General features: G+C 68.9%; 32 protein-coding genes and 1 tRNA gene. 31 read left to right on the top strand and 2 right to left on the bottom strand.

What is annotated here, in order from left to right:
• Nucleotides 1–2: 2 nt before the first annotated feature.
• The 22 genes from mlaD (at nt 3) to tatC (ending at nt 14,949) form a co-directional block, all read left to right on the top strand.
• A complete protein-coding gene (mlaD, locus tag EDC36_RS04290) occupies nt 3–476 on the top strand; it encodes an outer membrane lipid asymmetry maintenance protein MlaD (protein ID WP_132962014.1) in 474 nt (157 codons plus the stop codon).
• Nucleotides 473–1,207 (top strand): MlaA family lipoprotein, encoded by a 735-nt coding sequence (locus EDC36_RS04285; RefSeq protein ID WP_390617283.1) that lies wholly within the window; start codon nt 473–475, stop codon nt 1,205–1,207. The genes mlaD and EDC36_RS04285 overlap by 4 nt, the downstream gene beginning before the upstream one ends.
• A 98-nt stretch (nt 1,208–1,305) precedes the next feature.
• Nucleotides 1,306–1,956 (top strand): MlaC/ttg2D family ABC transporter substrate-binding protein, encoded by a 651-nt coding sequence (locus EDC36_RS04280; RefSeq protein ID WP_132962122.1) that lies wholly within the window; start codon nt 1,306–1,308, stop codon nt 1,954–1,956.
• Entirely contained in the window at nt 1,940–2,233 is a 294-nt protein-coding gene (locus tag EDC36_RS04275) for an STAS domain-containing protein (RefSeq protein WP_132962013.1), read from the top strand. Before EDC36_RS04280 ends, EDC36_RS04275 begins: the two co-directional genes overlap by 17 nt.
• 13 nt (nt 2,234–2,246) lie before the next feature.
• On the top strand, nt 2,247–3,167 hold the full coding sequence (locus tag EDC36_RS04270; RefSeq protein WP_132962012.1) for an ABC transporter ATP-binding protein: 921 nt from the start codon (nt 2,247–2,249) through the stop codon (nt 3,165–3,167).
• The gene (locus EDC36_RS04265; protein WP_132962011.1) at nt 3,164–3,919 is read left to right on the top strand and encodes an ABC transporter permease; all 756 of its coding nucleotides are present in this window, start codon (nt 3,164–3,166) and stop codon (nt 3,917–3,919) included. The genes EDC36_RS04270 and EDC36_RS04265 overlap by 4 nt, the downstream gene beginning before the upstream one ends.
• 58 nt (nt 3,920–3,977) lie before the next feature.
• The gene (locus EDC36_RS04260) at nt 3,978–4,232 is read left to right on the top strand and encodes a BolA family protein (protein ID WP_132962010.1); all 255 of its coding nucleotides are present in this window, start codon (nt 3,978–3,980) and stop codon (nt 4,230–4,232) included.
• Nucleotides 4,225–5,499: a UDP-N-acetylglucosamine 1-carboxyvinyltransferase gene (murA, locus tag EDC36_RS04255; protein ID WP_132962009.1), complete on the top strand. Its 1,275-nt coding sequence runs from the start codon at nt 4,225–4,227 to the stop codon at nt 5,497–5,499. Before EDC36_RS04260 ends, murA begins: the two co-directional genes overlap by 8 nt.
• Nucleotides 5,496–6,182 carry an ATP phosphoribosyltransferase gene (gene hisG, locus EDC36_RS04250; RefSeq protein WP_132962008.1) on the top strand — a complete coding sequence of 229 codons (687 nt, stop codon included), beginning with the start codon at nt 5,496–5,498 and terminating at the stop codon, nt 6,180–6,182. Before murA ends, hisG begins: the two co-directional genes overlap by 4 nt.
• Nucleotides 6,183–6,248: 66 nt before the next feature.
• Nucleotides 6,249–7,586 (top strand): histidinol dehydrogenase, encoded by a 1,338-nt coding sequence (hisD, locus tag EDC36_RS04245; protein ID WP_132962007.1) that lies wholly within the window; start codon nt 6,249–6,251, stop codon nt 7,584–7,586.
• Complete coding sequence (gene hisC / locus EDC36_RS04240; protein WP_132962006.1) at nt 7,583–8,677, top strand: histidinol-phosphate transaminase; 1,095 nt, start codon at nt 7,583–7,585, stop codon at nt 8,675–8,677. Before hisD ends, hisC begins: the two co-directional genes overlap by 4 nt.
• Nucleotides 8,674–9,294, top strand: coding sequence for an imidazoleglycerol-phosphate dehydratase HisB (gene hisB / locus EDC36_RS04235; protein WP_132962005.1), 621 nt, complete (start codon nt 8,674–8,676; stop codon nt 9,292–9,294). The genes hisC and hisB overlap by 4 nt, the downstream gene beginning before the upstream one ends.
• Before the next feature lie 34 nt (nt 9,295–9,328).
• Entirely contained in the window at nt 9,329–10,021 is a 693-nt protein-coding gene (gene hisH, locus EDC36_RS04230) for an imidazole glycerol phosphate synthase subunit HisH (RefSeq protein ID WP_132962004.1), read from the top strand.
• 22 nt (nt 10,022–10,043) lie between these two features.
• On the top strand, nt 10,044–10,784 hold the full coding sequence (hisA, locus tag EDC36_RS04225) for a 1-(5-phosphoribosyl)-5-[(5-phosphoribosylamino)methylideneamino]imidazole-4-carboxamide isomerase (protein ID WP_132962003.1): 741 nt from the start codon (nt 10,044–10,046) through the stop codon (nt 10,782–10,784).
• Between the two features lie 7 nt (nt 10,785–10,791).
• Nucleotides 10,792–11,592, top strand: a complete 801-nt coding sequence (hisF, locus tag EDC36_RS04220; protein ID WP_132962002.1) for an imidazole glycerol phosphate synthase subunit HisF — start codon at nt 10,792–10,794, stop codon at nt 11,590–11,592.
• 38 nt (nt 11,593–11,630) lie between these two features.
• Entirely contained in the window at nt 11,631–12,026 is a 396-nt protein-coding gene (hisI, locus tag EDC36_RS04215; protein WP_132962001.1) for a phosphoribosyl-AMP cyclohydrolase, read from the top strand.
• Nucleotides 12,027–12,030: 4 nt separating this feature from the next.
• Entirely contained in the window at nt 12,031–12,435 is a 405-nt protein-coding gene (locus EDC36_RS04210) for a phosphoribosyl-ATP diphosphatase (RefSeq protein WP_132962000.1), read from the top strand.
• Nucleotides 12,436–12,454: 19 nt separating this feature from the next.
• Nucleotides 12,455–12,838 carry a DUF4870 family protein gene (locus tag EDC36_RS04205; RefSeq protein ID WP_207895038.1) on the top strand — a complete coding sequence of 128 codons (384 nt, stop codon included), beginning with the start codon at nt 12,455–12,457 and terminating at the stop codon, nt 12,836–12,838.
• A 24-nt stretch (nt 12,839–12,862) separates the two neighbouring features.
• Entirely contained in the window at nt 12,863–13,222 is a 360-nt protein-coding gene (locus EDC36_RS04200) for a histidine triad nucleotide-binding protein (protein WP_132961999.1), read from the top strand.
• Between the two features lie 124 nt (nt 13,223–13,346).
• Nucleotides 13,347–13,583 (top strand): Sec-independent protein translocase subunit TatA, encoded by a 237-nt coding sequence (gene tatA, locus EDC36_RS04195; RefSeq protein ID WP_132961998.1) that lies wholly within the window; start codon nt 13,347–13,349, stop codon nt 13,581–13,583.
• A gap of 58 nt (nt 13,584–13,641) precedes the next feature.
• Nucleotides 13,642–14,139, top strand: a complete 498-nt coding sequence (gene tatB, locus EDC36_RS04190; RefSeq protein ID WP_132961997.1) for a Sec-independent protein translocase protein TatB — start codon at nt 13,642–13,644, stop codon at nt 14,137–14,139.
• 6 nt (nt 14,140–14,145) lie between these two features.
• Nucleotides 14,146–14,949 carry a twin-arginine translocase subunit TatC gene (gene tatC / locus EDC36_RS04185; protein WP_132961996.1) on the top strand — a complete coding sequence of 268 codons (804 nt, stop codon included), beginning with the start codon at nt 14,146–14,148 and terminating at the stop codon, nt 14,947–14,949.
• A 124-nt stretch (nt 14,950–15,073) separates the two neighbouring features.
• On the opposite strand, the gene EDC36_RS04180 is transcribed toward tatC, so the two are convergent.
• On the bottom strand, nt 15,074–16,219 hold the full coding sequence (locus EDC36_RS04180) for a S1C family serine protease (protein ID WP_132961995.1): 1,146 nt from the start codon (nt 16,217–16,219) through the stop codon (nt 15,074–15,076).
• A 126-nt stretch (nt 16,220–16,345) separates the two neighbouring features.
• Between EDC36_RS04180 and EDC36_RS04175 the strand changes: the two genes are divergently transcribed.
• From EDC36_RS04175 to EDC36_RS04135, 9 genes are all read left to right on the top strand, one after another.
• A complete protein-coding gene (locus tag EDC36_RS04175) occupies nt 16,346–16,495 on the top strand; it encodes a DUF3149 domain-containing protein (protein WP_132961994.1) in 150 nt (49 codons plus the stop codon).
• Nucleotides 16,496–16,547: 52 nt separating this feature from the next.
• Nucleotides 16,548–17,339: a Nif3-like dinuclear metal center hexameric protein gene (locus EDC36_RS04170; RefSeq protein ID WP_132961993.1), complete on the top strand. Its 792-nt coding sequence runs from the start codon at nt 16,548–16,550 to the stop codon at nt 17,337–17,339.
• Between the two features lie 7 nt (nt 17,340–17,346).
• On the top strand, nt 17,347–18,390 hold the full coding sequence (gene pdxA, locus EDC36_RS04165; RefSeq protein WP_132961992.1) for a 4-hydroxythreonine-4-phosphate dehydrogenase PdxA: 1,044 nt from the start codon (nt 17,347–17,349) through the stop codon (nt 18,388–18,390).
• A gap of 120 nt (nt 18,391–18,510) precedes the next feature.
• Entirely contained in the window at nt 18,511–19,110 is a 600-nt protein-coding gene (petA, locus tag EDC36_RS04160; RefSeq protein ID WP_132961991.1) for a ubiquinol-cytochrome c reductase iron-sulfur subunit, read from the top strand.
• Between the two features lie 42 nt (nt 19,111–19,152).
• Entirely contained in the window at nt 19,153–20,574 is a 1,422-nt protein-coding gene (locus tag EDC36_RS04155) for a cytochrome b (protein ID WP_132961990.1), read from the top strand.
• 35 nt (nt 20,575–20,609) lie between these two features.
• Entirely contained in the window at nt 20,610–21,377 is a 768-nt protein-coding gene (locus tag EDC36_RS04150) for a cytochrome c1 (protein ID WP_132961989.1), read from the top strand.
• Nucleotides 21,378–21,491: 114 nt separating this feature from the next.
• On the top strand, nt 21,492–22,103 hold the full coding sequence (locus EDC36_RS04145) for a glutathione S-transferase N-terminal domain-containing protein (protein ID WP_132961988.1): 612 nt from the start codon (nt 21,492–21,494) through the stop codon (nt 22,101–22,103).
• Nucleotides 22,103–22,615 carry a ClpXP protease specificity-enhancing factor gene (locus tag EDC36_RS04140; protein WP_165902806.1) on the top strand — a complete coding sequence of 171 codons (513 nt, stop codon included), beginning with the start codon at nt 22,103–22,105 and terminating at the stop codon, nt 22,613–22,615. The genes EDC36_RS04145 and EDC36_RS04140 overlap by 1 nt, the downstream gene beginning before the upstream one ends.
• Nucleotides 22,616–22,637: 22 nt before the next feature.
• Nucleotides 22,638–22,713: transfer RNA gene (locus EDC36_RS04135), tRNA-Thr, on the top strand.
• Here EDC36_RS04135 and EDC36_RS04130 read toward each other — a convergent pair.
• A complete protein-coding gene (locus tag EDC36_RS04130) occupies nt 22,697–25,087 on the bottom strand; it encodes a bifunctional diguanylate cyclase/phosphodiesterase (RefSeq protein ID WP_132961986.1) in 2,391 nt (796 codons plus the stop codon). The two genes, EDC36_RS04135 and EDC36_RS04130, sit on opposite strands and share 17 nt — an antisense overlap.
• Nucleotides 25,088–25,152 lie beyond the last annotated feature (65 nt).

Below are 25,152 nucleotides of genomic sequence, written 5' to 3'. Positions count from 1 at the left end.
GCATGCAACGGTCCAAAGTCGATGTCTGGGTGGGGTTGTTCGTGCTGGTGGGGGCGCTGGCGGTGCTGTTTTTGGCGTTGCAGGCGGCCAACCTGTTGCAGCTGAGCTGGCAGCCCACCTACCGGGTCACGGCGCTGTTTGACAACGCCGGCTCCCTCAAGCCCCGGGCCGCGGTGCGCAGCGCCGGGGTGACCGTGGGGCGCGTCGAGTCGGTCAGTTTCGACGACCGCACCTTCCAGGCGCGCGTGGTGCTGGCGCTGGAAAAGCGCTATGCTTTCCCCAAAGACAGTTCGTTCAAAATCCTCACCAGCGGCTTGTTGGGCGAGCAGTACGTTGGCATCGAGCCCGGCGGGGCGGACGCCAACCTGGCCGATGGCGACGTGGTCACGCGCACCCAGTCGGCCCTGGTGCTGGAAAACTTGATCGGCCAGTTCCTGTTCAACAAAGCGGCCGAGATGGGAGGGGAAGGGAAATGACCATGCACACCCGACGCTGCATGCCCGCGCGCCGCGCGACGGCGGGGCTGCTGCTGGGCGCGGCGTTGACGCTGGGGGGCTGCGCCACGGGGCCGCAAGCGCACCCGGCCGATCCGCTGGAGCCGTTCAACCGCGGCGTCTTTCAATTCAACGAGGCGGTGGACGCGGCGGTGCTCAAGCCCGTGGCCACGGGCTACACCCACGTGGTGCCCAGCCCTGTGCGCACCGGCGTGCGCAACTTCTTTGCCAACTGGCGCGACCTGTGGTCGGCCGTCAACGCTGTGCTGCAGGCGCGCCCCCAGCCGGCGGCGGAAAACACCATGCGCTTTGCCGTCAACACCGTGTTCGGGTTTGGCGGCCTGTTGGACATCGCCACCGAAATGGGCATCCCGCGCACGACGCTGGACTTTGGTCACACGCTGGGGCGCTGGGGGGTGCCCGCCGGCCCGTACCTGGTGTTGCCGCTGTTGGGGCCGTCCAGCGTGCGCGAAACGGTCGCGCTGCCGGTGGACCGCCGCGGCGATGCGGTGGCGCAGGGCATCGACGACGTGGCCACGCGCAACACCGCCCAAGGCTTGCGGGTGGTGGACACGCGCGCGGGGTTGCTGCGCGCTGGCGATTTGTTGGAGCAGGCCGCGCTGGACAAGTACAGCTTTACGCGCGACGCCTACCTGGCGCGGCGCCAGCGCCAGGTGCAAGCCGCGCGCGGCGAAGATGAGGCGGCGGATTGATACGCCGGCGTTGCCGATGTGAGCAGGTGTAACGGCCGGGGAACGTCGGCCGGGCAGGGAAGGTCAACCGAACCATGGACAAGCTTGTGATCAACCCGATGGACGTCACCGTGAACGCGCGCCGCCGCTGGCTGGCGGCGTTGGCCTGGGGCGTGGCGGGCGCCGCCGTGCTGGGCGGGGCGCCGTGGGCGCGTGCGCAAACGCCCGAGACCCCCGATGCCCTGATCCAGCGTGTGGCGGCCGAGGTGTTCGACACCGTCAAGCGCGATCCGGCGCTGCGCGCGGGCGACATCGCCCGCATCAGCGCGCTGGTGGACACCAAGCTGATGCCGCACGTGGACTTTGAGCGCATGACGGCCTCGGCCGTGGGGCGCTTTTGGCGCAGCGCCACGCCGGAGCAGCGCCAGCGCCTGATGGCCGAATTCAAAACGCTGTTGGTGCGCACCTACTCGGGGGCGCTGACCCAGATCAACGACCAGACGCTGGTGGTGCGGCCGCTGCGCGCCGCGGCCGACGCCACCGAGGTGGTGGTGCGCTCCGAAATCCGCGGCAAGGGCGAGCCGATCCAGCTCGACTACCGGCTGGCGCGCACGCCGCAGGGCTGGAAGGTGTACGACCTCAACGTGATGGGGGTGTGGCTGGTGGACACCTACCGCACGCAGTTCGCGCAAGAGATCAACGCCCGCGGCATCGACGGCCTGATCGCCACGTTGGCCGAGCGCAACCGCAGCAATGCCCAGCGTTCTTGAGGCCACCTTGCCGGCGCTGCCGGCGGTGCTGACGCACGAGCAGGCCCCGCGCTGGCTGGCCGACGCCGAGCGTGCGCTGGCGTCCCTGCCCGTGGGAGCCACGGCGGTGGTGTCGGCCGCCGCGCTGCAGGGCTTCGACTCGTCGGCGCTGGCGGCGCTGCTGGCGTTGCGCCGTGGCGCGCTGCGCCGCGGGCTGGGCTGGCGCGTCGCGGACATGCCCCCGAAGCTGCGCACGCTGGCCGAGGTGTACGGGGTGGCCGAACTGCTGCCCGGGTAGAATGCCCGGTTCGATGTCCGCCGTCACCTTTGAGCAGGTCAGCAAGCAGTTCCGCACCCCGCGTGGGGTGCTGCAGGCGCTCGACCAGGTCTCATTCACCATCGAGCCGGGGGAGTTTTTTGGCCTGCTGGGCCCCAACGGCGCAGGCAAGACCACGCTGATCAGCATCCTGGCGGGGTTGAGCCGACCCAGCACCGGGCGGGTCACCGTGGCGGGGGTGGATGTGCACGCGCAGCCGTTGCAGGCGCGCCGCCGCTTAGGCGTCGTGCCGCAGGAGCTGGTGTTCGACCCCTTTTTCACCGTGCGCGAGGCGCTGCGCTTTCAGTCCGGCTACTTCGGCATCCGGCGCAACGACGACTGGATCGACGAACTGCTCACCGGCCTGGGCCTGCGTGACAAGGCTGACACCAACATGCGCCAGCTCTCGGGCGGCATGAAACGGCGCGTGATGGTGGCGCAGGCGCTGGTGCATCGCCCCCCCGTGATCGTGCTGGATGAGCCGACCGCAGGGGTGGACGTTGAGCTGCGTCAGAGCCTGTGGGCGTTCATCGCCCAGCTCAACCGCCAGGGCAGCACGGTGCTGCTGACCACGCACTACCTTGAAGAAGCCGAGGCGCTGTGCACGCGCATCGCCATGCTGCGCGCGGGGCGCGTGGTGGCGCTGGAGCGCACCGCAACGCTGCTGCAGCGCTTTTCGGCGCACGTGGTGCGCTTCAAAACCGACCAGGCGCTGCCAGCCGCGCTGGCGGCGCGGGCGCGGGTCACCGGCCGCATCGCCCAGATCAAGGTGCACGACGCGCTGGAGGTGGAGCAGGTGCTGGCCACGCTGCGCCAGGCCGGCGTGGTGCTGGAGGACGTCGAGGTGCACAAGGCCGACTTGGAAGACGTGTTCCTGGACTTGATGGCCCAGCAGCGGCAGGAGGCGCTGGCATGAGCGGCTGGCGTGCCCTGTTCATCAAGGAGGTGCTGCGGTTTTGGAAGGTGGCCTTCCAGACGGTGGCCGCGCCGATCGTGACGGCGTTGCTGTACCTGCTGATTTTTGGCCATGTGCTCGAAGAGCACGTGCAGGTGTACGACGGTGTGTCCTACACGGCGTTTTTGCTGCCTGGGCTGGCGATGATGAGCCTGCTGCAAAACGCGTTTGCCAACAGCTCGTCCAGTCTGATCCAAAGCAAGATCATGGGCAACCTGGTGTTCGTGCTGGTGGCCCCGCTGTCGCACTGGGCGTGGTTCGTGGCGTACGTGGGCTCGTCGGTGCTGCGCGGCCTGGTCGTGGGCGGCGGCGTGCTGCTGGTGACGGCCTGGGCCGCGCCGCTGCGCTGGGCGCATCCGGGCTGGATTGTGGTGTTTGCGGTGCTGGGTGCGGCGCTGCTGGGGTCGCTTGGCGTCATCGCCGGGTTGTGGGCCGAGAAGTTCGACCAGATGGCGGCGTTCCAGAATTTCATCATCATGCCGATGACGTTTTTGTCGGGCGTGTTTTACTCCATCCACTCGTTGCCGCCGCTGTGGCAGGCGGTCAGCCACCTCAACCCGTTTTTCTACATGATCGACGGGGCGCGCTACGGCTTTTTTGGCGTCAGCGACGTCTCGCCCTGGCTCAGCCTGGCCGTGGTGTCGATGGCGTTGCTGGCGGTGGCGGGGCTGACCATCCACCTGTTGCGCATCGGCTACAAAGTCCGCCATTGACCCCGGGCGGGGCGCTTCGTCCCGCGGCCCTCACCTTTGCATCGACCCACGTTGCACCATGACCGCCGAACAACTTCGCAGCCTCATCGCCGCCGGCCTGCCGTGCGAGCACCTGGACGTCTCCGGCGACGGTCGCCACTGGTACGCCACGGTGGTGTCGTCCGCGTTCGAGGGCAAGCGCCCCGTGCAGCGCCACCAGATGGTGTACGCCACGCTGGGCCAGCGTCTGCACACCGATGAGGTGCACGCGCTGTCGATGAAGACGCTGACGCCCGACGAATGGCGTGCGCACATGGAGAGCGCGCGTGGATAAGCTGCGCATCCGTGGCGGCCAGCGGTTGCACGGCGAGGTCACCATCTCAGGCGCCAAAAACGCGGCGCTGCCTGAGCTGTGCGCGGCGCTGCTGACCGCCGAGGCGGTGACGCTGCGCAACGTGCCGCGCTTGCGTGATGTGGCGACGATGCGCGCACTGCTGCAAGGCATGGGCGTGCGTGTGGACACGCTGGGCGAGCGCGGCGGGCTGCGGCTGCACGCGGCCGACCCGCTGCAACCGCTGGCGCCCTACGAGCTGGTGCGCACGATGCGCGCCTCGATCCTGGTGCTGGGGCCGCTGCTGGCGCGTTGTGGCCAGGCGCGCGTGTCGCTGCCGGGGGGCTGCGCCATTGGGGCGCGGCCGGTGGACCAGCACATCCGCGGCTTGCAGGCCATGGGGGCCGAGATCACGGTGGAGCACGGCTACATCGAGGCCCGCCTGCCGCCAGGGCGCAGCCGCCTGCGCGGGGCGCGCATCACCACCGACATGGTCACCGTCACCGGCACCGAAAACCTGCTGATGGCCGCCGCGTTGGCCGACGGCGAAACCGTGCTGGAAAACGCCGCGCAGGAGCCCGAAGTGGTCGATTTGGCCGAGCTGTTGATCGCGATGGGCGCGCGCATCGAAGGCCACGGCACCAGCCGCATCCACGTGCAGGGGGTGCACGCCCTGCACGGCGCCGAGCACCACGTCGTGGCCGACCGCATCGAGGCAGGGACCTTTTTGTGCGCCGTGGCGGCCACCGGCGGGCAGGCGCGCTTGCACGCCGCGCGCGCCGACCACCTGGACGCCGTCATTGACAAACTGCTGGCCGCCGGGGTGCAGGTGCAGGCCGACGCGGGTGGCATCGAGGTGCGCTCGCCGGGCGGCGCCGCGCTGCAAGCGCAGAGTTTTCGCACCACCGAGTACCCGGGCTTCCCGACCGACATGCAAGCGCAGTTCATGGCGCTCAACTGCGTCGCCCAGGGGCCCAGCGCCGTCACCGAAACCATTTTCGAAAACCGCTTCATGCACGTGCAGGAGCTGGTGCGGCTGGGCGCGCGCATCCGCATCGACGGACGCACGGCCTTCGTCGAAGGGGGGCAGCGCCTGTCCGGCGCCGCGGTGATGGCCACCGACCTGCGGGCCTCGGCCAGCCTGGTCATCGCGGGCCTGGTGGCCGACGGCGAGACGGTGGTGGACCGCATCTACCACCTGGACCGTGGCTACGATCAGATGGAAATCAAGCTGCGCGCGCTGGGCGCCGACATCGAGAGGGTGGCATGAGCACCGACACACTGACGCTGGCCCTGTCCAAGGGCCGCATCTTCGACGAGACGCTGCCGCTGCTGCGCGCCGCTGGCATCGAGGTGCTGGAGGATCCGCAGACCTCGCGCAAGCTGATCCTGCCCACCAACCGTCCCGGCGTGCGCGTGGTGCTGGTGCGCGCCACCGACGTGCCGACCTACGTCGAGCACGGGGGGGCCGACCTTGGGGTGTGCGGCAAGGACACGCTGATCGAGCACGCCGCCGCCTGGGGTGGCAGCGCCCACGTGGGGCTGTACGAGCCGCTGGACCTGGGCATCGCGCGCTGCCGCATGAGCGTGGCGGTGCCGGCGGAGTTTGATTACGCGCGCGCGGTGCGCCAGGGCGCGCGGCTGCGCGTGGCCACCAAGTACGTGGCCATCGCGCGCGAGTTCTTCGCCGCCAAAGGCGTGCACGTGGACCTGATCAAGCTGTACGGCAGCATGGAGCTGGCGCCGCTGACGGGCTTGGCCGACGCCATCGTGGACCTGGTGTCGACGGGCAACACGCTCAAGGCCAACCGGCTGGTCGAGGTCGAGCGCATCATGGACATTTCGTCGCGCCTGGTCGTGCGACCGGCCTCGCTGAAGGTCAAAGGTGCGCTGATTCGCCCGCTGCTGGATGCTTTCGCGCAGGCGTTGGGGCACGCCGCGCCCCAACCCTGAGCGCTGTTGAACCGTGGTTGTCCCCCCGGCCCCACGCCCAGCCCGTCACCCGTTACCATGGCCGCTATGAACGCCACCGAACCGCCCACCGCCCGCCCCCTGCGGCTGGACACCGCCCAACCCGATTTTGAAGCGACGTTTGCGCAGCGCCTGCACTGGAGCGCCGACACCGACGCGGCGATCGAAGCGCGCGTGGCCGACATCCTGGCCGACGTGCGTGCGCGCGGCGACGCGGCGGTGCTGGACTACACGCAGCGCTTCGACGCGCTGCCCGCGGCCAGCGTGGCCGAGCTTGAAATCGACCCGGCCACGCTGCGCGCGGCGTTCGAAGCGCTGCCCGCTGCGCAGCGCGACGCGCTGCAGCAAGCCGCGGCACGCATCCGGCGCTACCACGAAGCGCAGCTCGAAGCGTGTGGCCGCTCGTGGCAGTACCGCGACGACGACGGCACGCTGCTGGGGCAGATGGTCACGCCGCTGGACCGCGTCGGCGTTTACGTGCCCGGTGGCAAGGCCGCCTACCCCAGCAGCGTGCTGATGAACGCCATCCCCGCCCACGTGGCCGGGGTGGGCGAGATCATCATGGTCGTGCCCACGCCGCGTGGCGAGCGCAACGCGCTGGTGCTGGCCGCGGCGCACGTGGCCGGGGTCACGCGCGCGTTCACGATCGGCGGGGCGCAGGCGGTGGCGGCGTTGGCCTACGGCACCGCGACGATTCCGCGCGTCGACAAAATCACCGGCCCCGGCAACGCCTACGTCGCCGCGGCCAAGCGGCGCGTGTTTGGCACCGTGGGCATCGACATGATCGCCGGCCCCAGCGAAATCCTGGTGCTGGCCGACGGCAGCACGCCGCCCGAGTGGGTGGCGATGGACCTGTTTTCGCAGGCCGAGCATGACGAGCTGGCGCAGTCCATCCTGCTGTGCCCCGACGCCGACTACCTGGACGCCGTGCAGGCCGCCATCGACCGGCTGCTGCCGACGCTGCCGCGCGCGGCCATCATCGCCGCCAGCCTCAACGGCCGCGGCATGCTGGTGCGCACCCGCAGCATGCAAGAGGCCTGCGCGCTGAGCAACCGCATCGCGCCGGAGCACCTGGAAGTCGCCAGCCGCGAGCCGCAGCGCTGGGTGCCGCTGCTCAAGCACGCGGGCGCCATCTTCCTGGGCGCCTACACCAGCGAAAGCCTGGGTGACTACTGCGCCGGCCCCAACCACGTGCTGCCCACCAGCGGCACGGCGCGCTTTTCCAGCCCGCTGGGCGTGTACGACTTCCAAAAGCGCTCCAGCCTGATCGAGGTCAGCGCCGCCGGGGCGCAGCGGTTGGGCCGCATCGCCTCGGTGCTGGCGCACGGCGAAGGGCTGCAGGCGCACGCCCGGGCGGCCGAGCTGCGCCTGGAGGCCCAGCCATGAGCCGCACCGCCCAGGCGCTGGCGCGCATCCGGCGCGACGTGCAGGGCATGCACGCCTACGCGATCCAGGACGCCACCGGCCTGATCAAGCTGGACGCGATGGAAAACCCCTACGCGCTGCCGCCGGCGCTGCAGCAGGCGTTGGGCGAGCGGCTGGGGCGTGTGCCGATCCACCGCTACCCCGGGCCGCGCATCGACGACCTCAAGCGTGCGCTGGCGGCGTTCGTCGGCCTGCCCGACGGCGCGGCGTTGATGCTGGGCAACGGCTCCGACGAGCTCATCAGCTTGCTGGCCATGGCGTGCGACACGCCCGGGGCGGCGATCCTGGCGCCGGTGCCCGGCTTTGTGATGTACGAGATGTCGGCGCGGCTGCAAGGCTTGCGCTTTGTGGGCGTGCCGCTGACCGCCGACTTTGCGCTGGACGAAGCCGCGATGCACGCGGCGATCGCGCGCGAGCGGCCCGCGATCACGTACCTGGCCTACCCCAACAACCCCACCGCCAACCTGTGGGATGCAGGCGTTATGCGCCGCCTCATCGACGCCGTGGCCGACGTCGGCGGGCTGGTCGTCATCGACGAGGCGTACCAGCCCTTTGCCAGCCGAACCTGGCTCGACGTCTGGCGCGCCGAGCCGCACGCGCACGGGCACGTGCTGATCATGCGCACGCTGTCCAAATTCGGGCTGGCGGGGGTGCGGCTGGGGTACCTGATCGGCGCCGCGGCGCTGGTGGCCGAGCTCGACAAGGTGCGCCCGCCCTACAACGTCAGCGCGCTCAACGCCGAGTGCGCGCTGTTTGCGCTGGAGCACGCCGACGAGTACGCGCGCCAGGCCGCAGCCATCCGTGCCGAGCGCGCGCGCCTGATGGCCGCGCTGGCGGCGCTGCCCGGTGTGCAGGTGTACCCCAGCGAGGCCAACATGATCCTGGTGCGTGTGCCGCACGCCACACGCGCCTTCGCAGGCTTGCGCCAGCGCGGCGTGTTGGTCAAGAATGTTTCTACAATGCACCCGTTGCTGGCCAACTGTCTGCGCCTGACGGTGGGCACGCCCGCCGAAAACGACGCGCTGCTGGCCGCGCTGCCACCTTCGCTATGACCACCCTGCCTGCCGCGCCCGCCGCTGCTGCCCGCACCGCCGAGGTGCAGCGTGTGACGGCCGAAACCCGCATCCACGTGCGCGTCAACCTGGACGGCACGGGCACAAGCCGCCTGCACACGGGCATCGGCTTCTTTGACCACATGCTCGATCAGATCGCCCGCCACGGCCTCATCGACCTTGAGGTGCAGTGCGAAGGCGACCTGCACATCGACGGCCACCACACGGTGGAAGACGTCGGCATCACGCTGGGTCAGGCGCTGGCGCGCGCGGTGGGCGACAAGCGCGGCATCCGTCGCTATGGCCACGCCTACGTCCCGCTGGACGAGGCGTTGTCGCGCGTCGTCATCGACTGGTCCGGCCGGCCGGGCCTGCACCTGGACGTGCGCTTCACCGCGGCGATGATCGGCCAGTTCGACACGCAACTGGTGCACGAGTTTTTCCAGGGGTTGGTCAACCACGCCGGCGTCACGCTGCACATCGACAACCTCAAGGGCCACAACGCCCACCACCAGTGCGAAACGATCTTCAAGGCGTTTGCGCGCGCGCTGCGCGCCGCCGTGGAGCGCGACCCTCGCCTGGGCGACGCGGTGCCCTCCACCAAAGGCAGTTTGTGAGTCTGCGTGGCTGCGCGCACCCCGAGGTGAACCGATGAGCTTGACGCCCCGGCGTGAAAAAGTCGCCGTTGTGGACTACGGTATGGGCAACCTGCGCTCGGTGGCGCAGGCGGTCATCCATGCGGCGCTGGCCACCGACCACGTGGACGTCGTCGTCACCGACAACCCCCAGGTGGTGCGCGACGCGCACCGCGTCGTGCTGCCGGGCCAGGGGGCCATGCCGGACTGCATGGCGGAGCTGCAACGCAGCGGGTTGCGCGAAGCGGTGCTGCAGGCGGCGGCCAGCAAGCCGTTGTTTGGCGTGTGCGTGGGCATGCAAATGCTGCTGGAGCACTCCGAAGAGGGCGACACCCCGGGCCTGGGCCTGATCCCGGGGCGGGTGGTGCGCTTCCGGCTCGAGGGCCAGCGCCAGCCCGACGGCAGCCGCTTCAAGGTGCCGCAAATGGGCTGGAACCGCGTCTGGCACAGCTTCGACCACGGCGGCAGCGAAGCCGCGGCGGCCCACCCGCTGTGGGCCGGCATCCCGGATGGAAGCTACTTTTATTTTGTGCACAGCTACCACGCCCACCCGGCCGACCCTGCCCACGCGGCCGGCATGACGGACTACGGCGTGCGCTTTGCCAGCGCGATCGCGCGCGACAACCTGTTTGCCACCCAGTTTCACCCCGAAAAAAGCGCCGCCCAGGGCTTGGCGCTGTACCGCAACTTCCTGCACTGGAAACCCTGAACCCCCGCCGCGAGTCAACGCCATGCTGCTGATCCCCGCCATCGACCTGAAAGACGGCCAATGCGTGCGCCTCAAGCAAGGCGACATGGAGCAGTCCACCGTGTTCAGCGACGACCCCGCCGCGATGGCGCGCCATTGGGTCGAGCAGGGCGCGCAACGGCTGCATCTGGTGGACCTCAACGGCGCCTTCGCCGGCAAGCCCAAGAATGAAGCCGCCATCCGCAGCATCCTGCGCGAAGTCGGCGATGAGGTCGATGTGCAGCTCGGCGGGGGCATTCGCGACCTCGACACCATCGAGCGCTACCTGGACGCCGGGCTGCGCTACGTCATCATTGGCACCGCCGCGGTCAAAAACCCGGGCTTTTTGCACGACGCCTGCACCGCGTTTGGCGGGCACATCATCGTCGGGCTCGACGCCAAGGACGGCAAAGTGGCCACCGACGGCTGGAGCAAACTCACCGGGCACGAGGTGGTGGACCTGGCGCGCAAATTCGAAGACTACGGCGTCGAGGCCATCATCTACACCGACATCGGGCGCGACGGCATGCTGACCGGCCTCAACATCGACGCCACGGTGCGGCTGGCGCAGGCGCTCACCATCCCCGTCATCGCCTCGGGCGGGCTGTCCAGCCTGGACGATATCCGCCGCTTGTGCGAGGTCGAGTCCGAGGGGGTCGAGGGTGTCATCTGTGGCCGTGCCATCTACAGCGGCGAGCTGGACTTCGCTGCCGCGGTGCGGCTGGCCGACGAGCTCAGCGCCTGAGGCGGCGATGCTGGCCAAACGCATCATCCCCTGCCTGGACGTCACCGGCGGCCGCGTCGTCAAAGGGGTCAACTTTGTCGAGCTGCGCGACGCTGGCGACCCGGTCGAAATCGCCGCGCGCTACAACGAGCAGGGCGCCGACGAACTCACCTTCCTCGACATCACCGCCACCAGCGACGGGCGTGACCTGATCCTGCCGATCATCGAGGCCGTGGCGTCGCAGGTGTTCATCCCGCTGACCGTGGGCGGGGGCGTGCGCACCGTCGAAGACGTGCGCCGTCTGCTCAACGCGGGCGCCGACAAGGTCAGCTTCAACTCGGCGGCGATCGCCAACCCCCAGGTCATCCGCGACGCCGCCGGCAAATACGGTTCGCAGTGCATCGTCGTGGCGATCGACGCCAAGCGGCGCAGCGCCGACGATGCGCAGCGCCCCGGGCCGGATGGCCAGCCCGTGGGGCCGGGGTGGGACGTGTACTCGCACGGCGGGCGCAAAAACACGGGGCTGGACGCCGTGGCCTGGGCGCGGCAAATGGCCGCCTACGGCGCCGGCGAAATCCTGCTGACCAGCATGGACCGCGACGGCACCCAGGCCGGCTTTGACCTGGCGTTGACCCGCGCCGTCAGCGACGCGGTGGACGTGCCGGTCATCGCCTCAGGCGGCGTGGGCAACCTGGATCACCTGGTCGATGGCATCCGTGTCGGCGGGGCCGATGCGGTGCTGGCCGCCAGCATCTTCCACTACGGCACCTACACGATCGCGCAGGCCAAGCAGCGGCTGGCCGAAGCGGGCATCCCCGTGCGGTGGTAGCCGTGGGCGCGCGCGGCGGGCGTGGTACGCTTACGCCCATGGATTGGCTGGACGAGGTGCGCTGGGACGCGCAAGGCTTGGTGCCGGTGGTGGCGCAGGAGCGCGACAGCGGCGACGTGCTGATGGTGGCCTGGATGAACCGCGAGGCGCTGCAAAAGACCGCGCAGCTGGGCCGCGCCGTGTACTGGAGCCGCTCGCGTGGCAAGCTGTGGTACAAGGGCGAAGAGTCCGGCCACGTGCAGCAGGTGCACGACATCCGCCTGGACTGCGACGGCGACGTGGTGCTGCTCAAGGTCACGCAACTGGGGCACACGCCGAGCATCGCCTGCCACACGGGCCGGCATTCGTGCTTTTACCAGCGGCTGGACGTTGCGCAGGGGCGCTGGCAGGCCGTCGATCCGGTGCTCAAAGACCCAGAAGCCATCTACCGTTGACCCGATGAACGCCCCTGCCCACGCCGAATCCCCGTTGGATGTGCTGCTGCGCCTGGCTGCTGTCATCGACAGCCGCAAGCCCAGCGCCGGTGGCGACCCCGAGCGCAGTTACGTCGCGCGGCTGCTGCACAAGGGCCCTGACGCCTTTCTCAAAAAGATCGCCGAGGAAGCCGGCGAAGTGGTGATGGCCGCCAAGGACCTGCAGCACGGCGCCGGCAGCCCCCACGCGCTGGTGGGCGAGGTGGCCGACCTGTGGTTTCACAGCATGATTGCGCTGGCCCACTTTGGCCTCGGGCCGGCCGACGTGGTGGCCGAGCTGGCCCGCCGCGAGGGCCTGTCGGGGCTGGAAGAAAAGGCGCTGCGCCAGGCCCGCGCGCGCGAGGCCGACACCGCCTCGCGCCCCACCTGAACCTTGCCCGGGAGCCGCCATGGCCCACGACCCCGACATCGTCGACGTCACACCCACACGCACGGTGCCCGGCCCGGATGCCGAGCGCATGGCCAGCCTGCGGCAACTGACCTTGGTCGTCTACGTGCTGTACGCGCTGTCGTGGTTTGTGGGCATCACGGCGCTGGTGGCCATCATCATCAACCACGTCAAGCGTGACGACGTGGCCGGCACGCTGTACGAGAGCCACTTCACCTGGCAGATCCGCACCTTTTGGTGGGGCCTGCTGTGGGCCATCGTGGGCGCGCTGACGCTGATGATCGGCGTTGGTTTTGTGATCCTGGCGGCCGATTTCGTCTGGACGCTGTACCGGCTGGTCAAGGGCTTTTTGTACTGGAACGACCGCAAGCCCTTGCCGGTTTGACCCTCCTTGCCACCTGCTTGCACCATGAACGCGGACCCGAACTGCATTTTTTGCAAAATCATCGCCGGCCAGATCCCAAGCCGCAAGGTGTACGAGGACGACGAGCTGTACGCCTTTCACGACATCCACCCATGGGCGCCGGTGCACTTTCTGATCGTGCCCAAGCAGCACATCCCGTCGATGGCGCAGTTGGCGCCCGAGCACGAGCGCCTGATGGGACGCCTGATGGTGCTGGCGCCGCGGCTGGCCCTGGAGCAGGGGTGTCAGCCCTACCCGCAGGGCGGCTTTCGCATCGTGTGCAACACCGGCGAGCACGGTGGCCAGGAGGTGCACCACCTGCACGTGCACGTCATCGGTGGCCCGCGCCCGTGGCGCAAGGGCTGATGCGCAAGGTGCGCGCGCTTGCGGCACAATCGCATACCCCCGTGGGTGCCAACGAACCCGCGCGAGGTCCTAGAATCCAAGGTTGAACCGGGGTCGCGCATGGCCCCGCCAGATGGAGTCGAGCATGGGTAGTTTTTCGATTTGGCACTGGCTGGTGGTGCTGCTGATCGTGGTGCTGGTGTTTGGCACCAAAAAGCTCAAGAACCTGGGCTCCGACTTGGGCGCCGCCGTCAAGGGCTTCAAGGATGGCATGGCGCAGGGCAGCACGCCCGAGACGAGCGCCCCTGCGCCCCAGGTGACGGCCGACAAGCAAGCCACCGACAAGACCACCATCGACGTCGACGCCAAGACCAAGTCGTGAGCACGCCTGACCCTGCAGGCGTGAGGCGCCGTGTTGGTGCGGATGGGTTAAGCCTGTCATGATCGACCTGGGCATTTCCAAGCTCGCCCTCATTGGGGTGGTGGCGCTGGTCGTCATCGGCCCCGAGAAGCTGCCGCGCGTCGCCCGCACGGTGGGCGCGCTGCTGGGCAAGGCGCAGCGCTACGTCGCCGAGGTCAAGGCCGAGGTCAACCGCAGCATCGAGCTCGAAGAGCTCAAGCGCATGAAGGAGTCGGTGGAAAAGACCGCGCGTGAAGTCGAAACGCAGGTCAGCTCGACCGCCGCCGACTTCGAGCGCGAGTGGTCGCAGGTGACCGCCGGGCTTGAGAGTGCCAGCGCCCCGGCGCCCGACGTCAGCGCCGATTTGGCCGCGCTGGGCAGCCCGCTGTACCCCGAGTACAAGCGCCCGAAAAAGAATTTCCGCCTCAAACGGCAGGCCGTGCCGCAGTGGTACAAGGCGCGCGCCGGGGTGCGCCGCTACGCGTTGTCCGGCGCGGCGCGCGTGGCGCGCTACCGCCCCAAGACACTTCCCCGCTGAGACGTCATGGCCGACCCCCGCCCCGAGCACCCCGACGACGAGCTGGCCGGCACCGAGCAGCCGTTCGTGGCGCACCTGATGGAGCTGCGCGACCGCATCCTGTACGCCCTGTACGGCGTCGGGGCGGCGATGGCGTTGCTGGCCATTTGGCCCGGCCCTAGCGGCCTGATCGACCTCATCGCCACCCCCATCCGGGCGCACATGCCACCCGACGCGCGGCTGATCGCCGTGGGCGTGTTCACGCCGTTTTTCGTGCCGCTGAAGGTGCTGATGATGGCCGGGCTGCTGCTGGCGCTGCCGTGGGTCATCTACCAGATATGGGCGTTCGTGGCGCCGGGCTTGTACAGCCACGAAAAGCGCTTTGCCCTGCCGCTGATCATCATCGGCAGCGCGCTGGCCTACCTGGGCATCGCGTTCGTGCAGTTTTTCGTGCTGGACAAGATGTTCGCCTTCATCCAGGGGGTGACCCCGGCCAGCGTCAACGCCACACCCGACATCGCCTCGTACGTGGAGGCGATCCTGTCGCTGTACCTGGCCTTTGGGCTGGCCTTCCAGGTGCCGGTGGTGGTGATGCTGCTGGTGCGCTTCGAGATGGTCACGGTGGACAAGCTCAAGTCCTTCCGCGGCTACTTTATCGTCATCGCCTTCATCATCGCTGCCGTGGTCACACCGCCGGACGTGATTTCGCAAATCGCGCTGGCGGTGCCGATGACGCTGCTGTACGAGCTGGGCATCTGGGGCTCGATCTGGTACGCGCGCATCAGCCGCGCGCCGGATGCGGACGCGCCGGCGTCGTCGTCCGGTGAGTAAAGGGCACGGTGCGTGAGGCGTTCAAGCGCGGCTTGATCGACGACGTTGACGTGTGGATGGACATGATCGGCAAGCGCGGGGCGGACCACCGGGCGTCGGCCGCGGCACCGGGTGGCGCTTCGACTTAGCGCATGTCGCGCGCGGTGGGACGCCGGCCGGGCAGCACGCGCAGTTTGATTTCGCGGCCCTGGCGCCACAGCGTCAGCGTGGTCGGCTCGCCGGGGGGCAGCGCCGCCACGGCGGCCAGCAGTGCGGGCACGTCGGGCACCGCACGCTCGCCCACGTGCGTGATGACGTCGCCCGGCTCCACGCCCGCACGCGCCGCCGGCCCGTCCTGCAGCACGCCGCCCACCACCACGCCGCGCACGCTTGGGGGCAAGCCCAGATGCTCGGCCCACTGCGGCTCCAGCGGGCGCGGCTCCACCCCGATCCAGCCGCGCGTCACGCTGCCGTCGCGCACGATGGCCTCCATGACGCCGCGGGCGGTGTCGATCGGGATCGCAAAGCCGATGCCCATCGAGCCCCCCGAGCGCGAAAAGATCGCGGTGTTGATGCCCACCAGCCGCCCTTCGGCGTCCACCAGCGCGCCGCCGGAGTTGCCCGGGTTGATGGCGGCGTCGGTTTGGATGAAATTTTCGAACGTGTTGAGCCCGAGCTGGCTGCGTCCCAGCGCGCTGACGATGCCGGCGGTGACGGTCTGCCCGACCCCGAACGGGTTGCCGATGGCCAGCACGCGGTCGCCCACCTGCAGCGTGTCGCTGCGGCCCAACACGATGGTGGGCAGGTCCGCCAGCGTCACGCGCAGCACCGCCAGGTCGGTGTCGGGGTCGGTGCCGATGACCTGCGCCGTGGCCTGGCGGCCGTCGCTGAGTTGCACGACGATCTCGTCGGCGCCCTCGACGACGTGGTTGTTGGTCAGGATGTAGCCGGCCGGGCTGACGATGACGCCCGAGCCCAGTCCGTTGGGCGGCTCGGCGTCACCGCGGTCGCCAAAAAAATCGCGCCACCACGGCTCGTCGGCGTGCGGGTTGGTGGCGCGCACGGTGGTTGAGATGCTCACCACCGCCGGCGCGGCGGCGTGGGCGGCGGGGGCCAAGCTGGTCGCTTCGACCATGGGGCTGCGCGCGGGGTCGGCCGTTTCCAGCACCGGGATGCTGCGCACCAGCGCCCCGGGACGGGCCAGCCACTGCGGCCGCAGCGTCGCCACCACGAACCACGCCGCCAGCAGCACCGTCACCGTTTGCGCAAACACCAACCACCACCGTCGCATCGTTCACCCCACCTGGGCCGCCGCCAACCCCACCGGCGATGGGGTTGACGTGGGTCAATTCGCCGCCGTGCGTTTCGGGTTTCAATGATCCTCGGTGCGCAACGAAGGCATCGAGGAGCACGGCACATGAAAGCGATTGTCGATCTTTTTTCGACCGATTACGGCCTGATGAGCCTGGGGGTGATCGCCTTTGTCATCGTCATGGGGTGGTGGTTCTCGCGCTTCTTCGCGCGCAAGATCGCCGAGTCCGAGCGCGACGCGCGCCGCGGCGGGTGACCACACCGCCCTTGGGGGGCGCGCAGCGTGGTGCGGATGCGACAATGCGCGCATGAGCACCACCATCGACGAAGCTGCGCGTGGCGCGGTTGCGCTGGACGACCTGGTTGCCGCGTTGGACGGGCTGCTGGAGCCGGCCCGGTTTCAGGATTACGGACCCAACGGCCTGCAGGTGCAGGGCCGTCCCACCGTGCGCCGCGTCGTCAGCGGCGTGACCGCCAGCCTGGCCCTGATCGAGGCGGCCATTGAGGACGGCGCCGACGCCATCGTCGTGCATCACGGCCTGTTCTGGCGCGGCCAGCGTGGCACGGTGACCGGCTGGCTCAAGACGCGGTTGCAGCGGCTGCTGGTGCACGACATCAGCCTGCTGGCGTACCACCTGCCGCTGGACGCCCACCCGCAGCTGGGCAACAACGCGCAACTGGCGCAGCGACTGGGGTTCGCGCCGGAGGGCGAGACGTGGCAGCGCTGCGGTGAGCAGCAGCTCGTGTTTCTGGGGCGCAGCCCCGTGACGGAGGCCACGGCGCTGGCGGGGCACCTCGAGCGCGTGCTGGGGCGCACGCCGGTGTGGGTGCCGGGTGATGGGCGGCCAATAGGGCGCGTGGCCTGGTGCAGCGGCGGCGCGCAAGGGTATTTTGAAGCCGCGTTGGCCGCCGGGGTGGACGCGTTCATCACCGGCGAAATCTCCGAGCCGCAGGCTCACCTGGCGCGCGAAACCGGCGTGGCGTTTTACGCCTGCGGCCACCACGCCACCGAGCGCTACGGCGCGCCGGCGCTGGGCGCGTGGCTGGCCGAGCGCTTCGGGCTGGCGCACCGCTTCATCGACATCGACAACCCGGCCTGAGCCCCCCATGCCACCTTCCGCCCCGATCGCCATCACGATGGGCGACGCCGCCGGCATCGGCCCGGAGCTCATCACCCAGGTGTTTCGTCGCCAGCCGACGTGGTCGTCGCGCTGCGTCGTCATCGGCGACCTGGCGGTGTTGAGGCGCGCCGCGGCCGTCACGGGCGGCCTGCTGCCGATCGCCGAGCTGGACGGGCCGGCCGACGCCGCGCACGTGCCGCCAGGGGTGGTGCCGCTGTGGCCGGCGGTGACGTTGGCGGCGTTGCCCGCCTGGGGGCAGGTGAGCGCGGCGGCCGGCCGTGCCGCCGCCGACGCCGTGACGCTGGCGGCCGAAGCGGCGCTGCGCGGTGAGGTCAGCGCCGTGGTCACCGCACCGCTGAACAAGGCGGCGCTGGCCGCGGCCGGCCTCGACGTGCCCGGCCACACCGAGCTGCTGCAGGCCCTGGCCGCGCGCCACCTGGGTCTGACGCCCGAGCAGCTGCCCGTGCGCATGATGCTGCACAACGCCGAGCTGCGCACGGTGCTGGTCAGCATCCACGTGCCGTTGCGGCACGCCATCGAGCTGCTGACGCCCGCGCGCCTGGACGAGACGCTGGCGGTGGTGCAGCGCCACTTCACCGAGGTGCTGCGCTGGGCGCGTTGCCGCATCGCCGTGGCCGGACTCAACCCGCACGCCGGCGAAGGCGGCCTGTTCGGCCGCGAGGAGCTCGACATCATCGTCCCGGCCGTGGCCCGCGCCCGGGCGCGCGGCTGGGACGTCAGCGGTCCGTACCCGCCCGACACCGTGTTCATGCGCGCGCGCCGCGGCGAGTTCGATGTCGTCGTGGCCATGTACCACGACCAGGGTTTGATCCCGGTCAAGTACCTGGGCTGGGAGGGCGGCGTCAACACGACGCTGGGTTTGCCGTTTGTGCGCACCAGCCCCGACCACGGCACGGCGTTCGAGATCGCCGGCCGCGGCGTGGCCGACCCGTCCAGCCTGGAAGCCGCCATACGCGCCGCGCTGCAGGCGGCCTCACCCGTCACCGAGGAGGCGCGCCCGTCAGGGTAATCCCCAGCCGTTCCTTTACAATGCCGGATGGTCTGCCATCAGCAGGCTGGGACGGCGCCGCGCTGGCGCGGTTCCGTGCCGTTGGCGGCTGTGTCATCCCCACCCGGAGAGTCTTCCCCCATGAGCGAAGCCACCGTCGATCCCCAACGCCGAACCTGGCTCATCACCGCGGGCGCCGTGGGCGGTGCCGGCACCGTCGCCACCCTCGTGCCCTTCGTCAGCTCGTTGGCGCCCTCGGAACGGGCCAAAGCCGCAGGCGCCTCGGTCGAGGTGGACGTGTCCAAGCTGCAGCCGGGCGAAAAAATCGTCGTCGAGTGGCGCGGCAAGCCGGTATGGATCATGCGCCGCACGCCCGAGCAGCTCGCCTCGCTGGAAAAGGTCGAGCCGCAGCTGGCCGACCCCAACTCCGAGCGCAAGGCGTACCCGACGCCGCCGTACGCGCAAAACCGGCATCGCTCGATCAAGCCCGAGTACCTGGTGGCGGTGGGCATTTGCACGCACCTGGGATGCTCGCCGGTGGACAAGCTGCAGCCCGGCCCGCAGCCGTCGCTGCCCGACGACTGGCAAGGCGGCTTTTTGTGCCCCTGCCACGGCTCCACGTTCGACATGGCCGGGCGCGTGTTCAAGAACAAGCCGGCGCCGGACAACCTGGAGATTCCGCCGCACCACTACGTGTCCGACACCGTGGTGCTGATCGGCGAGGATCCGCCCAAGGCTTGACGCACCGCTGCCACGCCCGCCTGTAAGCTCAAGGGAACCACCATGGCCGAATTCAAGGAAGCCCCCCCCAACGCCACGCGCGCCGAAAAGCTCCTGACCTGGATCGACAACCGCTTCCCGTTGTCGAAGATGTACAAGGAGCACATGTCGGAGTACTACGCGCCGAAGAACTTCAACGTCTGGTACTTCTTCGGCTCGCTGGCGATGCTGGTGCTGGTGATCCAGATCGTCACCGGCATTTTCCTCGTCATGCACTACAAGCCCGACGCCTCGCTCAACGCCGCGGGGGTGCCGGTGGCGTTCGCGTCGGTCGAGTACATCATGCGCGACGTCCCCTGGGGTTGGTTGATCCGCTACATGCACTCCACGGGGGCGTCGGCGTTTTTCATCGTCGTGTACCTGCACATGTGGCGCGGCCTCATCTACGGCTCGTACCGCAAGCCGCGCGAGCTGGTGTGGATCTTCGGCGTGGCGATCTTCCTGTGCCTGATGGCCGAGGCGTTCTTTGGCTACCTGCTGCCGTGGGGCCAGATGTCGTACTGGGGCGCGCAGGTGATCGTCAACCTGTTCTCGGCCATCCCGTTCATCGGGCCTGACCTGGCGATCTGGATCCGCGGCGACTACGTGGTGTCCGACGCCACGCTGAACCGCTTCTTCAGCTTCCACGTCATCGCCATTCCGCTGGTGCTGCTGGGGCTGGTGGTGGCGCACATCATCGCGCTGCACGAAGTCGGCTCCAACAACCCCGACGGCATCGAGATCAAGGCCACCAAGGGGCCGGACGGCAAGCCGCTGGACGGCATCCCGTTCCACCCGTACTACACCATCCACGACATCCTGGGCGTGTCGGTGTTCCTGCTGGTGTTTGCCGCGGTGGTGTTCTTCGCGCCCGAAGCGGGTGGCTACTTCCTGGAGTTCAACAACTTCATTCCGGCCGACCCGATGGTGACGCCGCCGCACATCGCGCCGGTGTGGTACTTCACGCCGTTTTACTCGATGCTGCGGGCCACCACCACCGAGATGATGTACGTGCTGGTGGCGGTGGTGCTGCTGGGCGCGCTGCTGGGGGCGCTCAAGTCGGGCTACGGCGCGTTGGGCAAGGCGGCGATGCTGGGCGGCGCGGTCGTGCTGGCGGCGCTGATGCTGACCATCGACGCCAAGTTCTGGGGCGTGGTGGTGATGGGTGGCGCGGTCGTCGTGCTGTTCTTCCTGCCCTGGCTGGACAACAGCCCGGTCAAGTCGATCCGCTACCGCCCGAACTGGAACAAGTGGCTCTACGGTCTGTTCATCATCAACTTCCTGATCCTGGGCTACCTGGGGGTGCAGCCGCCCTCGCCGGTGGGTGAGCGCATCAGCCAAGCTGGCACGCTGTTTTACTTTGGCTTCTTCCTGCTGATGCCGTGGTGGAGCCGACTGGGCGAATTCAAGCCCGTGCCCGCGCGTGTGACCTTCCAGCCCCACTGAACGGGCACCACCGATCGAGGAGAAAGGCATTGGCCATGAAACGATGGATCGCAACGGGTCTGCTGGCGCTGGGTGCTCTGCTGGGCGCCCACACCGCGGTGCACGCGGCAGGCACCAACTTCCCGATGGACAAGGCGCCGCGCCTGACCAACGACCAAGCGGCGCTGCAGCACGGCGCCAAGATCTTCGTCAACTACTGCCTGAGCTGCCACTCGGCGTCGTTCGTGCGTTACAACCGCCTGACCGAGCTGGGCCTGACCGAAAAGCAGATCAAGGAAAACCTGATGTTCACCACCGAAAAGGTGGGGGACCCGATGGTGGCGGCGATTTCGCCGCAGCAGGCCAAGGCGTGGTTCGGCGCGCAGCCGCCGGACCTGTCGCTGGTGGCGCGCTCGCGCGCTGGCCACGGCTACAGCGGCGCGGACTACCTGTACACGCTGCTGCGCGGCTACTACCGTGACCCCAACCGGCCCACCGGTTGGAACAACGTGGTGTTCCACAACATCGGCATGCCGCACCCGCTGTGGGAGCTGCAGGGCGAGCGCAAGCCCATCTTCGAAAAAGTGGCCAGCCACGGCCACGAGGCCGAGGTCTTCAAGGGCTGGGAGCAGGTCAAGCCCGGCCTGCTGACGCCGGAGGAGTACGACCGCACGGTGGCGGACCTGGTGGCCTACCTGGAGTGGATGGGCGAGCCGGTCAAAAACAGCCGCGTGCGGCTGGGCGTGTGGGTCATGATTTTCCTGGGCCTGTTCACCGTGGTGGCCTGGCGCCTCAACGCCGCCTATTGGAAAGACGTCAAGTGACCCCCATTTGAGCGGCGCGCCGCGCCGCCCGGGTCACCCCCACAGTGGGTGGGGCCGCCGGCGGGCGGCCGCCCACTGTTTTTTGCTTGGAACTTCGCCAGGAGCGACAACGCCATGATGGTCTTGTATTCGGGCACGACCTGTCCGTATTCGCACCGCTGCCGTTTCGTGTTGTTCGAAAAGGGCATGGATTTCGAGATCCGCGACGTGGATCTGTACAACAAGCCCGAGGATATTTCGGTGATGAACCCGTACGGGCAGGTGCCGATTTTGGTCGAGCGCGACCTGATCCTGTACGAATCGAACATCATCAACGAATACATCGACGAGCGCTTTCCGCACCCGCAGCTGATGCCGGGCGACCCGGTGGACCGCGCGCGCGTGCGGCTGTTTTTGCTCAACTTCGAAAAAGAGCTGTTCACCCACGTGTCGGTGCTGGAGCAGCGCACGCCCAAGCCCACCGACAAGCAGCTCGACAAGGCGCGCGCGCACATCCGTGAGCGCCTGACGCAACTCGCGCCGGTGTTTTTGAAGAACAAATACATGCTGGGCGAAAACTTTTCGATGCTGGACGTGGCCATCGCCCCGCTGCTGTGGCGCCTGGACCACTACGGCATCGAGCTCAACAAGAACGCCGCGCCGCTGCTCAAGTACGCCGAGCGCATCTTTTCGCGCCCGGCGTTCATCGAGGCGCTGACGCCGTCCGAAAAGGTCATGCGCAAGTGATGGACGCCGACCTGCCCTCGCTGCGCCCGTACCTGGTGCGTGCGGTGCACGAATGGTGCACCGACCACGGCTTCACGCCGTACATGGCCGTCGCGGTGGACGCGCGGGTGCAGGTGCCGCGCGAGTACGTGCGCAACGGCGAGATCATCCTCAACGTCAGCTACGACGCCACCGCCAACCTGCGCATGGACAACGAGGCGGTGACGTTTCGCGCGCGCTTTGGCGGCGTGCCGCGCGATGTGGTGGTGCCGATGGGCAACGTCGTGGGCATCTACGCACGTGAAAACGGTCAGGGGCTGGCGTTTCCTCACCCCGACCCGATACCGGAGGGCGAGGAGGCGGCGCAGCCGCCGGTGACGCACGGCAAGGGCCCGCAGCGTTTGCAGGTGGTGACGCCGCCCGCGGCCGAGCCGACCGCGCCCGCCGCTGGCTCCGCCGCGGACGGTGGCGACGACGACGTGCCGCCACCGCCCCCGCGTGGCGGCCGTCCGGCGCTCAAACGGGTCAAGTGACCGCTACAATCGCGCTCTACGTGCCGCTTTAGCTCAGTTGGTAGAGCACCCGCCTTGTAAGCGGTAGGTCGTCTGTTCGAGTCAGACAAGCGGCACCATCGATTCCCATTCGCTGGCCGGTGTCGGTCGGCCCAGCGCGTAGCCTTGCAGCCGCTCGCAGCCCAGTTCGCGCAGCCAGCGGCGCTGGTCATCGGTTTCGACGCCCTCGGCCACGGTGCGCAGCCCCAGGGTGCGCGCCAGCTCGACGATGGCGCGCACCACCGTCCGGTCGCGTTCGCGCGTGCTGGCCTCGCGCACAAAGGTCTGGTCGATTTTGAGTTCGTCCAGCGGCAACGCGGTCAGGTACGCCAGCGACGCGTAGCCGGTGCCGAAGTCGTCCAACGAAATGTGCACGCCACGCGCCCGCAACGGCGCCAAGCGTTGGGCGGTGCCGTGGAGGTCGCCCAACACGACGCTCTCGGTGATTTCCAGTGTCAGGCGATCGGGTGGGGCGCCGGTTTCGTCCAAGATGGTCAGCACGCGCTCGACAAAGTCGCGCTCACGGAACTGGCGTGGGCTGACGTTGACGCTGAGGGATAGCGCTTGCAGGCGCGGGTCGTGGGACCAGCGCCGCAGACGCTCGCAGGTGTCGCGCAACACCCATTCGCCCATCGGAACGATCAGTCCAGTCTCTTCGGCAACGTCGATGAAGGTGCCCGGCGGGCTGTAGGTGCCGTCGTCGTGCTGCCAGCGCAACAACACCTCGGCGCCCAGCACACGGCCATCCGCGTCGCACTGGGACTGCAAAAACGCCACAAACTGCCGGCGTTGCAGCGCCTCGCGCAAACCCTGCTCGGTGTGCACGCGGGTGCGCACGATGGCTTGCAGCTCGTCGCTGAAAAAGCGAATACCGTTGCGTCCTTCCTCTTTGACGCGAAACAGCGCCACTTCGGCCTGGCGCAGCACGGCGTCGGCGTGCACACTGTCGCCATCGAACAGGGTCAGCCCGATGCTGGCCGTGGCGTAATACGGCGGCTGTTGGTCATCCCACGCGTAGGGTTGCAGCATCGCGGTTTGCACTTTGTGCGCCAGCCGTTCGGCGGTGCTGGCGGCCTGCGGTGCCGTGGCCGGCAAATCCTCCAACACCACGGCAAAGGCGTCATCGCCCAGGCGGGCCACGGTGTCTTGTTCGCGCACCGCTTGCCGCAGCCGTTGGGCCGCTTGGCGCAGCACGGCGTCGCCGGCGTCGTGACCGAACGTGTCGTTGATGTGTTTGAAGCGGTCGATGTCCACCAGCAGCAACGCGGCGTAGCGCTGGTGGCGCACGCAGCTTTGGATGGCGTGTTCCAGGCGGTCGCGCAGCAAGACGCGGTTGGGCAGTCCGGTCAGCGGGTCGTGGTGCGTGAGGTGGTGCAGGTCGTCGCGGTGGCGGCGCAGCGCGTCGGCCATCTGGTTGATCGCCGTTTCCACCGCCCCCAGCTCACGCACCGGCGAGGGTCGGGCGAAGGGCGGCTCGAAGCGGCCCTGGCCGATGGCGTCGAGGGCCTTGCGCAGGCGGTGGATCCAGCGTTCGATCAGCACGTACACCTGGTGGCGCGTGAACACCACCAACGTGGTGGCCAACAACACCAACCCGACCAAGCGCCACAGGAACGTGCGTTCAACCACCGACAGCCCGCGCTCGGGGTTGCTGTGGGCCACCACGTACAACGGCTGCATGGCCAAGCGCAGCGGGATCAGCCCGGCCAGGGTGGGTGGACCGTCCGGGGCGGCAAGCTCGTGAAACTCCGCCACCGAGCGTGCGGGGTCGGCGCGGCGCAGTTGCATGAACAGCTGGCGCAGCGCCGCCGCGTCGGTGCCGGGCATCGAGCTCAGCACATGCCCTTCACCGTCGACGACATGGGCCTGCCAGCCGGGCGGCAGGCTGGAAGCGCGCACCAGGTCGTCGAACCACTCCTTTTGCAGCGCGGCAAACAAGGCCATTTGCAGGGTGCCCTGGTCGTCGCGCACGGGGTAGCCGTACACGAGGCCACGGCGACCGCTGATGCGGCCCACGACCAGCTCCCCGGCGGTCATGTCGTAGGCCTGCAGCGTGGCCTGGAACCATGCGCGGTCGTTGACACGCACCGGCAACGTCGTCCCTGGTGGCGCAGGACGGCCGCTGCAAAACACCGTGCCGTCAGGACGCACGGCCCCGAGGTTGTTGAACGTGGGGTACGCCAGCATCAGCCGCGCGGCCAGGCCGTTGCAGGCGGCGGGGGCGGCGTCGGAGACTTCGTCCGCGCGCGACATCATCGTCAGCACGCGCCGCAGCTCGGTTTGCACGTCACGTTCGCGCGCCAGTACCGCCGCGCGCACGGCGTGCACCTCGGCCGCAATGGCCGCCACCGCCTGCTGCCGCTGGCGCTGGTGGTCCAGGTACGACAGCGCCAACAGTGGCACCACCGCCAAGGCGATGATCAACCACAGCCGCGCACGCAAGGAATTCCACATGGTCGAAGGACGATGGTTGGGCGGCGCGGCCTACGCCACGCTCCACACTGGCTTTGTAGCACAGT

The sequence above is a fragment of the Tepidimonas ignava genome (assembly GCF_004342625.1).
Classification (GTDB): domain Bacteria; phylum Pseudomonadota; class Gammaproteobacteria; order Burkholderiales; family Burkholderiaceae_C; genus Tepidimonas; species Tepidimonas ignava.
The sequence above is the reverse complement of the archived record's forward strand: the minus strand, read 5'-3'. Positions and strand labels throughout refer to the sequence as shown.

What these genes read in the sequence shown, in the direction of transcription:
- mlaD (WP_132962014.1), top strand. Translation starts at nt 3, where the DNA reads ATGCAACGGTCCAAAGTCGATGTCTGGGTGGGGTTGTTCGTGCTGGTG.
- EDC36_RS04285 (WP_390617283.1), top strand. Translation starts at nt 473, where the DNA reads ATGACCATGCACACCCGACGCTGCATGCCCGCGCGCCGCGCGACGGCG.
- EDC36_RS04280 (WP_132962122.1), top strand. Translation starts at nt 1,306, where the DNA reads ATGGACGTCACCGTGAACGCGCGCCGCCGCTGGCTGGCGGCGTTGGCC.
- EDC36_RS04275 (WP_132962013.1), top strand. Translation starts at nt 1,940, where the DNA reads ATGCCCAGCGTTCTTGAGGCCACCTTGCCGGCGCTGCCGGCGGTGCTG.
- EDC36_RS04270 (WP_132962012.1), top strand. Translation starts at nt 2,247, where the DNA reads ATGTCCGCCGTCACCTTTGAGCAGGTCAGCAAGCAGTTCCGCACCCCG.
- EDC36_RS04265 (WP_132962011.1), top strand. Translation starts at nt 3,164, where the DNA reads ATGAGCGGCTGGCGTGCCCTGTTCATCAAGGAGGTGCTGCGGTTTTGG.
- EDC36_RS04260 (WP_132962010.1), top strand. Translation starts at nt 3,978, where the DNA reads ATGACCGCCGAACAACTTCGCAGCCTCATCGCCGCCGGCCTGCCGTGC.
- hisG (WP_132962008.1), top strand. Translation starts at nt 5,496, where the DNA reads ATGAGCACCGACACACTGACGCTGGCCCTGTCCAAGGGCCGCATCTTC.
- hisD (WP_132962007.1), top strand. Translation starts at nt 6,249, where the DNA reads ATGAACGCCACCGAACCGCCCACCGCCCGCCCCCTGCGGCTGGACACC.
- hisC (WP_132962006.1), top strand. Translation starts at nt 7,583, where the DNA reads ATGAGCCGCACCGCCCAGGCGCTGGCGCGCATCCGGCGCGACGTGCAG.
- hisB (WP_132962005.1), top strand. Translation starts at nt 8,674, where the DNA reads ATGACCACCCTGCCTGCCGCGCCCGCCGCTGCTGCCCGCACCGCCGAG.
- hisH (WP_132962004.1), top strand. Translation starts at nt 9,329, where the DNA reads ATGAGCTTGACGCCCCGGCGTGAAAAAGTCGCCGTTGTGGACTACGGT.
- hisA (WP_132962003.1), top strand. Translation starts at nt 10,044, where the DNA reads ATGCTGCTGATCCCCGCCATCGACCTGAAAGACGGCCAATGCGTGCGC.
- hisF (WP_132962002.1), top strand. Translation starts at nt 10,792, where the DNA reads ATGCTGGCCAAACGCATCATCCCCTGCCTGGACGTCACCGGCGGCCGC.
- hisI (WP_132962001.1), top strand. Translation starts at nt 11,631, where the DNA reads ATGGATTGGCTGGACGAGGTGCGCTGGGACGCGCAAGGCTTGGTGCCG.
- EDC36_RS04210 (WP_132962000.1), top strand. Translation starts at nt 12,031, where the DNA reads ATGAACGCCCCTGCCCACGCCGAATCCCCGTTGGATGTGCTGCTGCGC.
- EDC36_RS04205 (WP_207895038.1), top strand. Translation starts at nt 12,455, where the DNA reads ATGGCCCACGACCCCGACATCGTCGACGTCACACCCACACGCACGGTG.
- EDC36_RS04200 (WP_132961999.1), top strand. Translation starts at nt 12,863, where the DNA reads ATGAACGCGGACCCGAACTGCATTTTTTGCAAAATCATCGCCGGCCAG.
- tatA (WP_132961998.1), top strand. Translation starts at nt 13,347, where the DNA reads ATGGGTAGTTTTTCGATTTGGCACTGGCTGGTGGTGCTGCTGATCGTG.
- tatB (WP_132961997.1), top strand. Translation starts at nt 13,642, where the DNA reads ATGATCGACCTGGGCATTTCCAAGCTCGCCCTCATTGGGGTGGTGGCG.
- tatC (WP_132961996.1), top strand. Translation starts at nt 14,146, where the DNA reads ATGGCCGACCCCCGCCCCGAGCACCCCGACGACGAGCTGGCCGGCACC.
- EDC36_RS04180 (WP_132961995.1), bottom strand. Translation starts at nt 16,219, where the DNA reads ATGCGACGGTGGTGGTTGGTGTTTGCGCAAACGGTGACGGTGCTGCTG.
- EDC36_RS04175 (WP_132961994.1), top strand. Translation starts at nt 16,346, where the DNA reads ATGAAAGCGATTGTCGATCTTTTTTCGACCGATTACGGCCTGATGAGC.
- EDC36_RS04170 (WP_132961993.1), top strand. Translation starts at nt 16,548, where the DNA reads ATGAGCACCACCATCGACGAAGCTGCGCGTGGCGCGGTTGCGCTGGAC.
- pdxA (WP_132961992.1), top strand. Translation starts at nt 17,347, where the DNA reads ATGCCACCTTCCGCCCCGATCGCCATCACGATGGGCGACGCCGCCGGC.
- petA (WP_132961991.1), top strand. Translation starts at nt 18,511, where the DNA reads ATGAGCGAAGCCACCGTCGATCCCCAACGCCGAACCTGGCTCATCACC.
- EDC36_RS04155 (WP_132961990.1), top strand. Translation starts at nt 19,153, where the DNA reads ATGGCCGAATTCAAGGAAGCCCCCCCCAACGCCACGCGCGCCGAAAAG.
- EDC36_RS04150 (WP_132961989.1), top strand. Translation starts at nt 20,610, where the DNA reads ATGAAACGATGGATCGCAACGGGTCTGCTGGCGCTGGGTGCTCTGCTG.
- EDC36_RS04145 (WP_132961988.1), top strand. Translation starts at nt 21,492, where the DNA reads ATGATGGTCTTGTATTCGGGCACGACCTGTCCGTATTCGCACCGCTGC.
- EDC36_RS04140 (WP_165902806.1), top strand. Translation starts at nt 22,103, where the DNA reads ATGGACGCCGACCTGCCCTCGCTGCGCCCGTACCTGGTGCGTGCGGTG.
- EDC36_RS04130 (WP_132961986.1), bottom strand. Translation starts at nt 25,087, where the DNA reads ATGTGGAATTCCTTGCGTGCGCGGCTGTGGTTGATCATCGCCTTGGCG.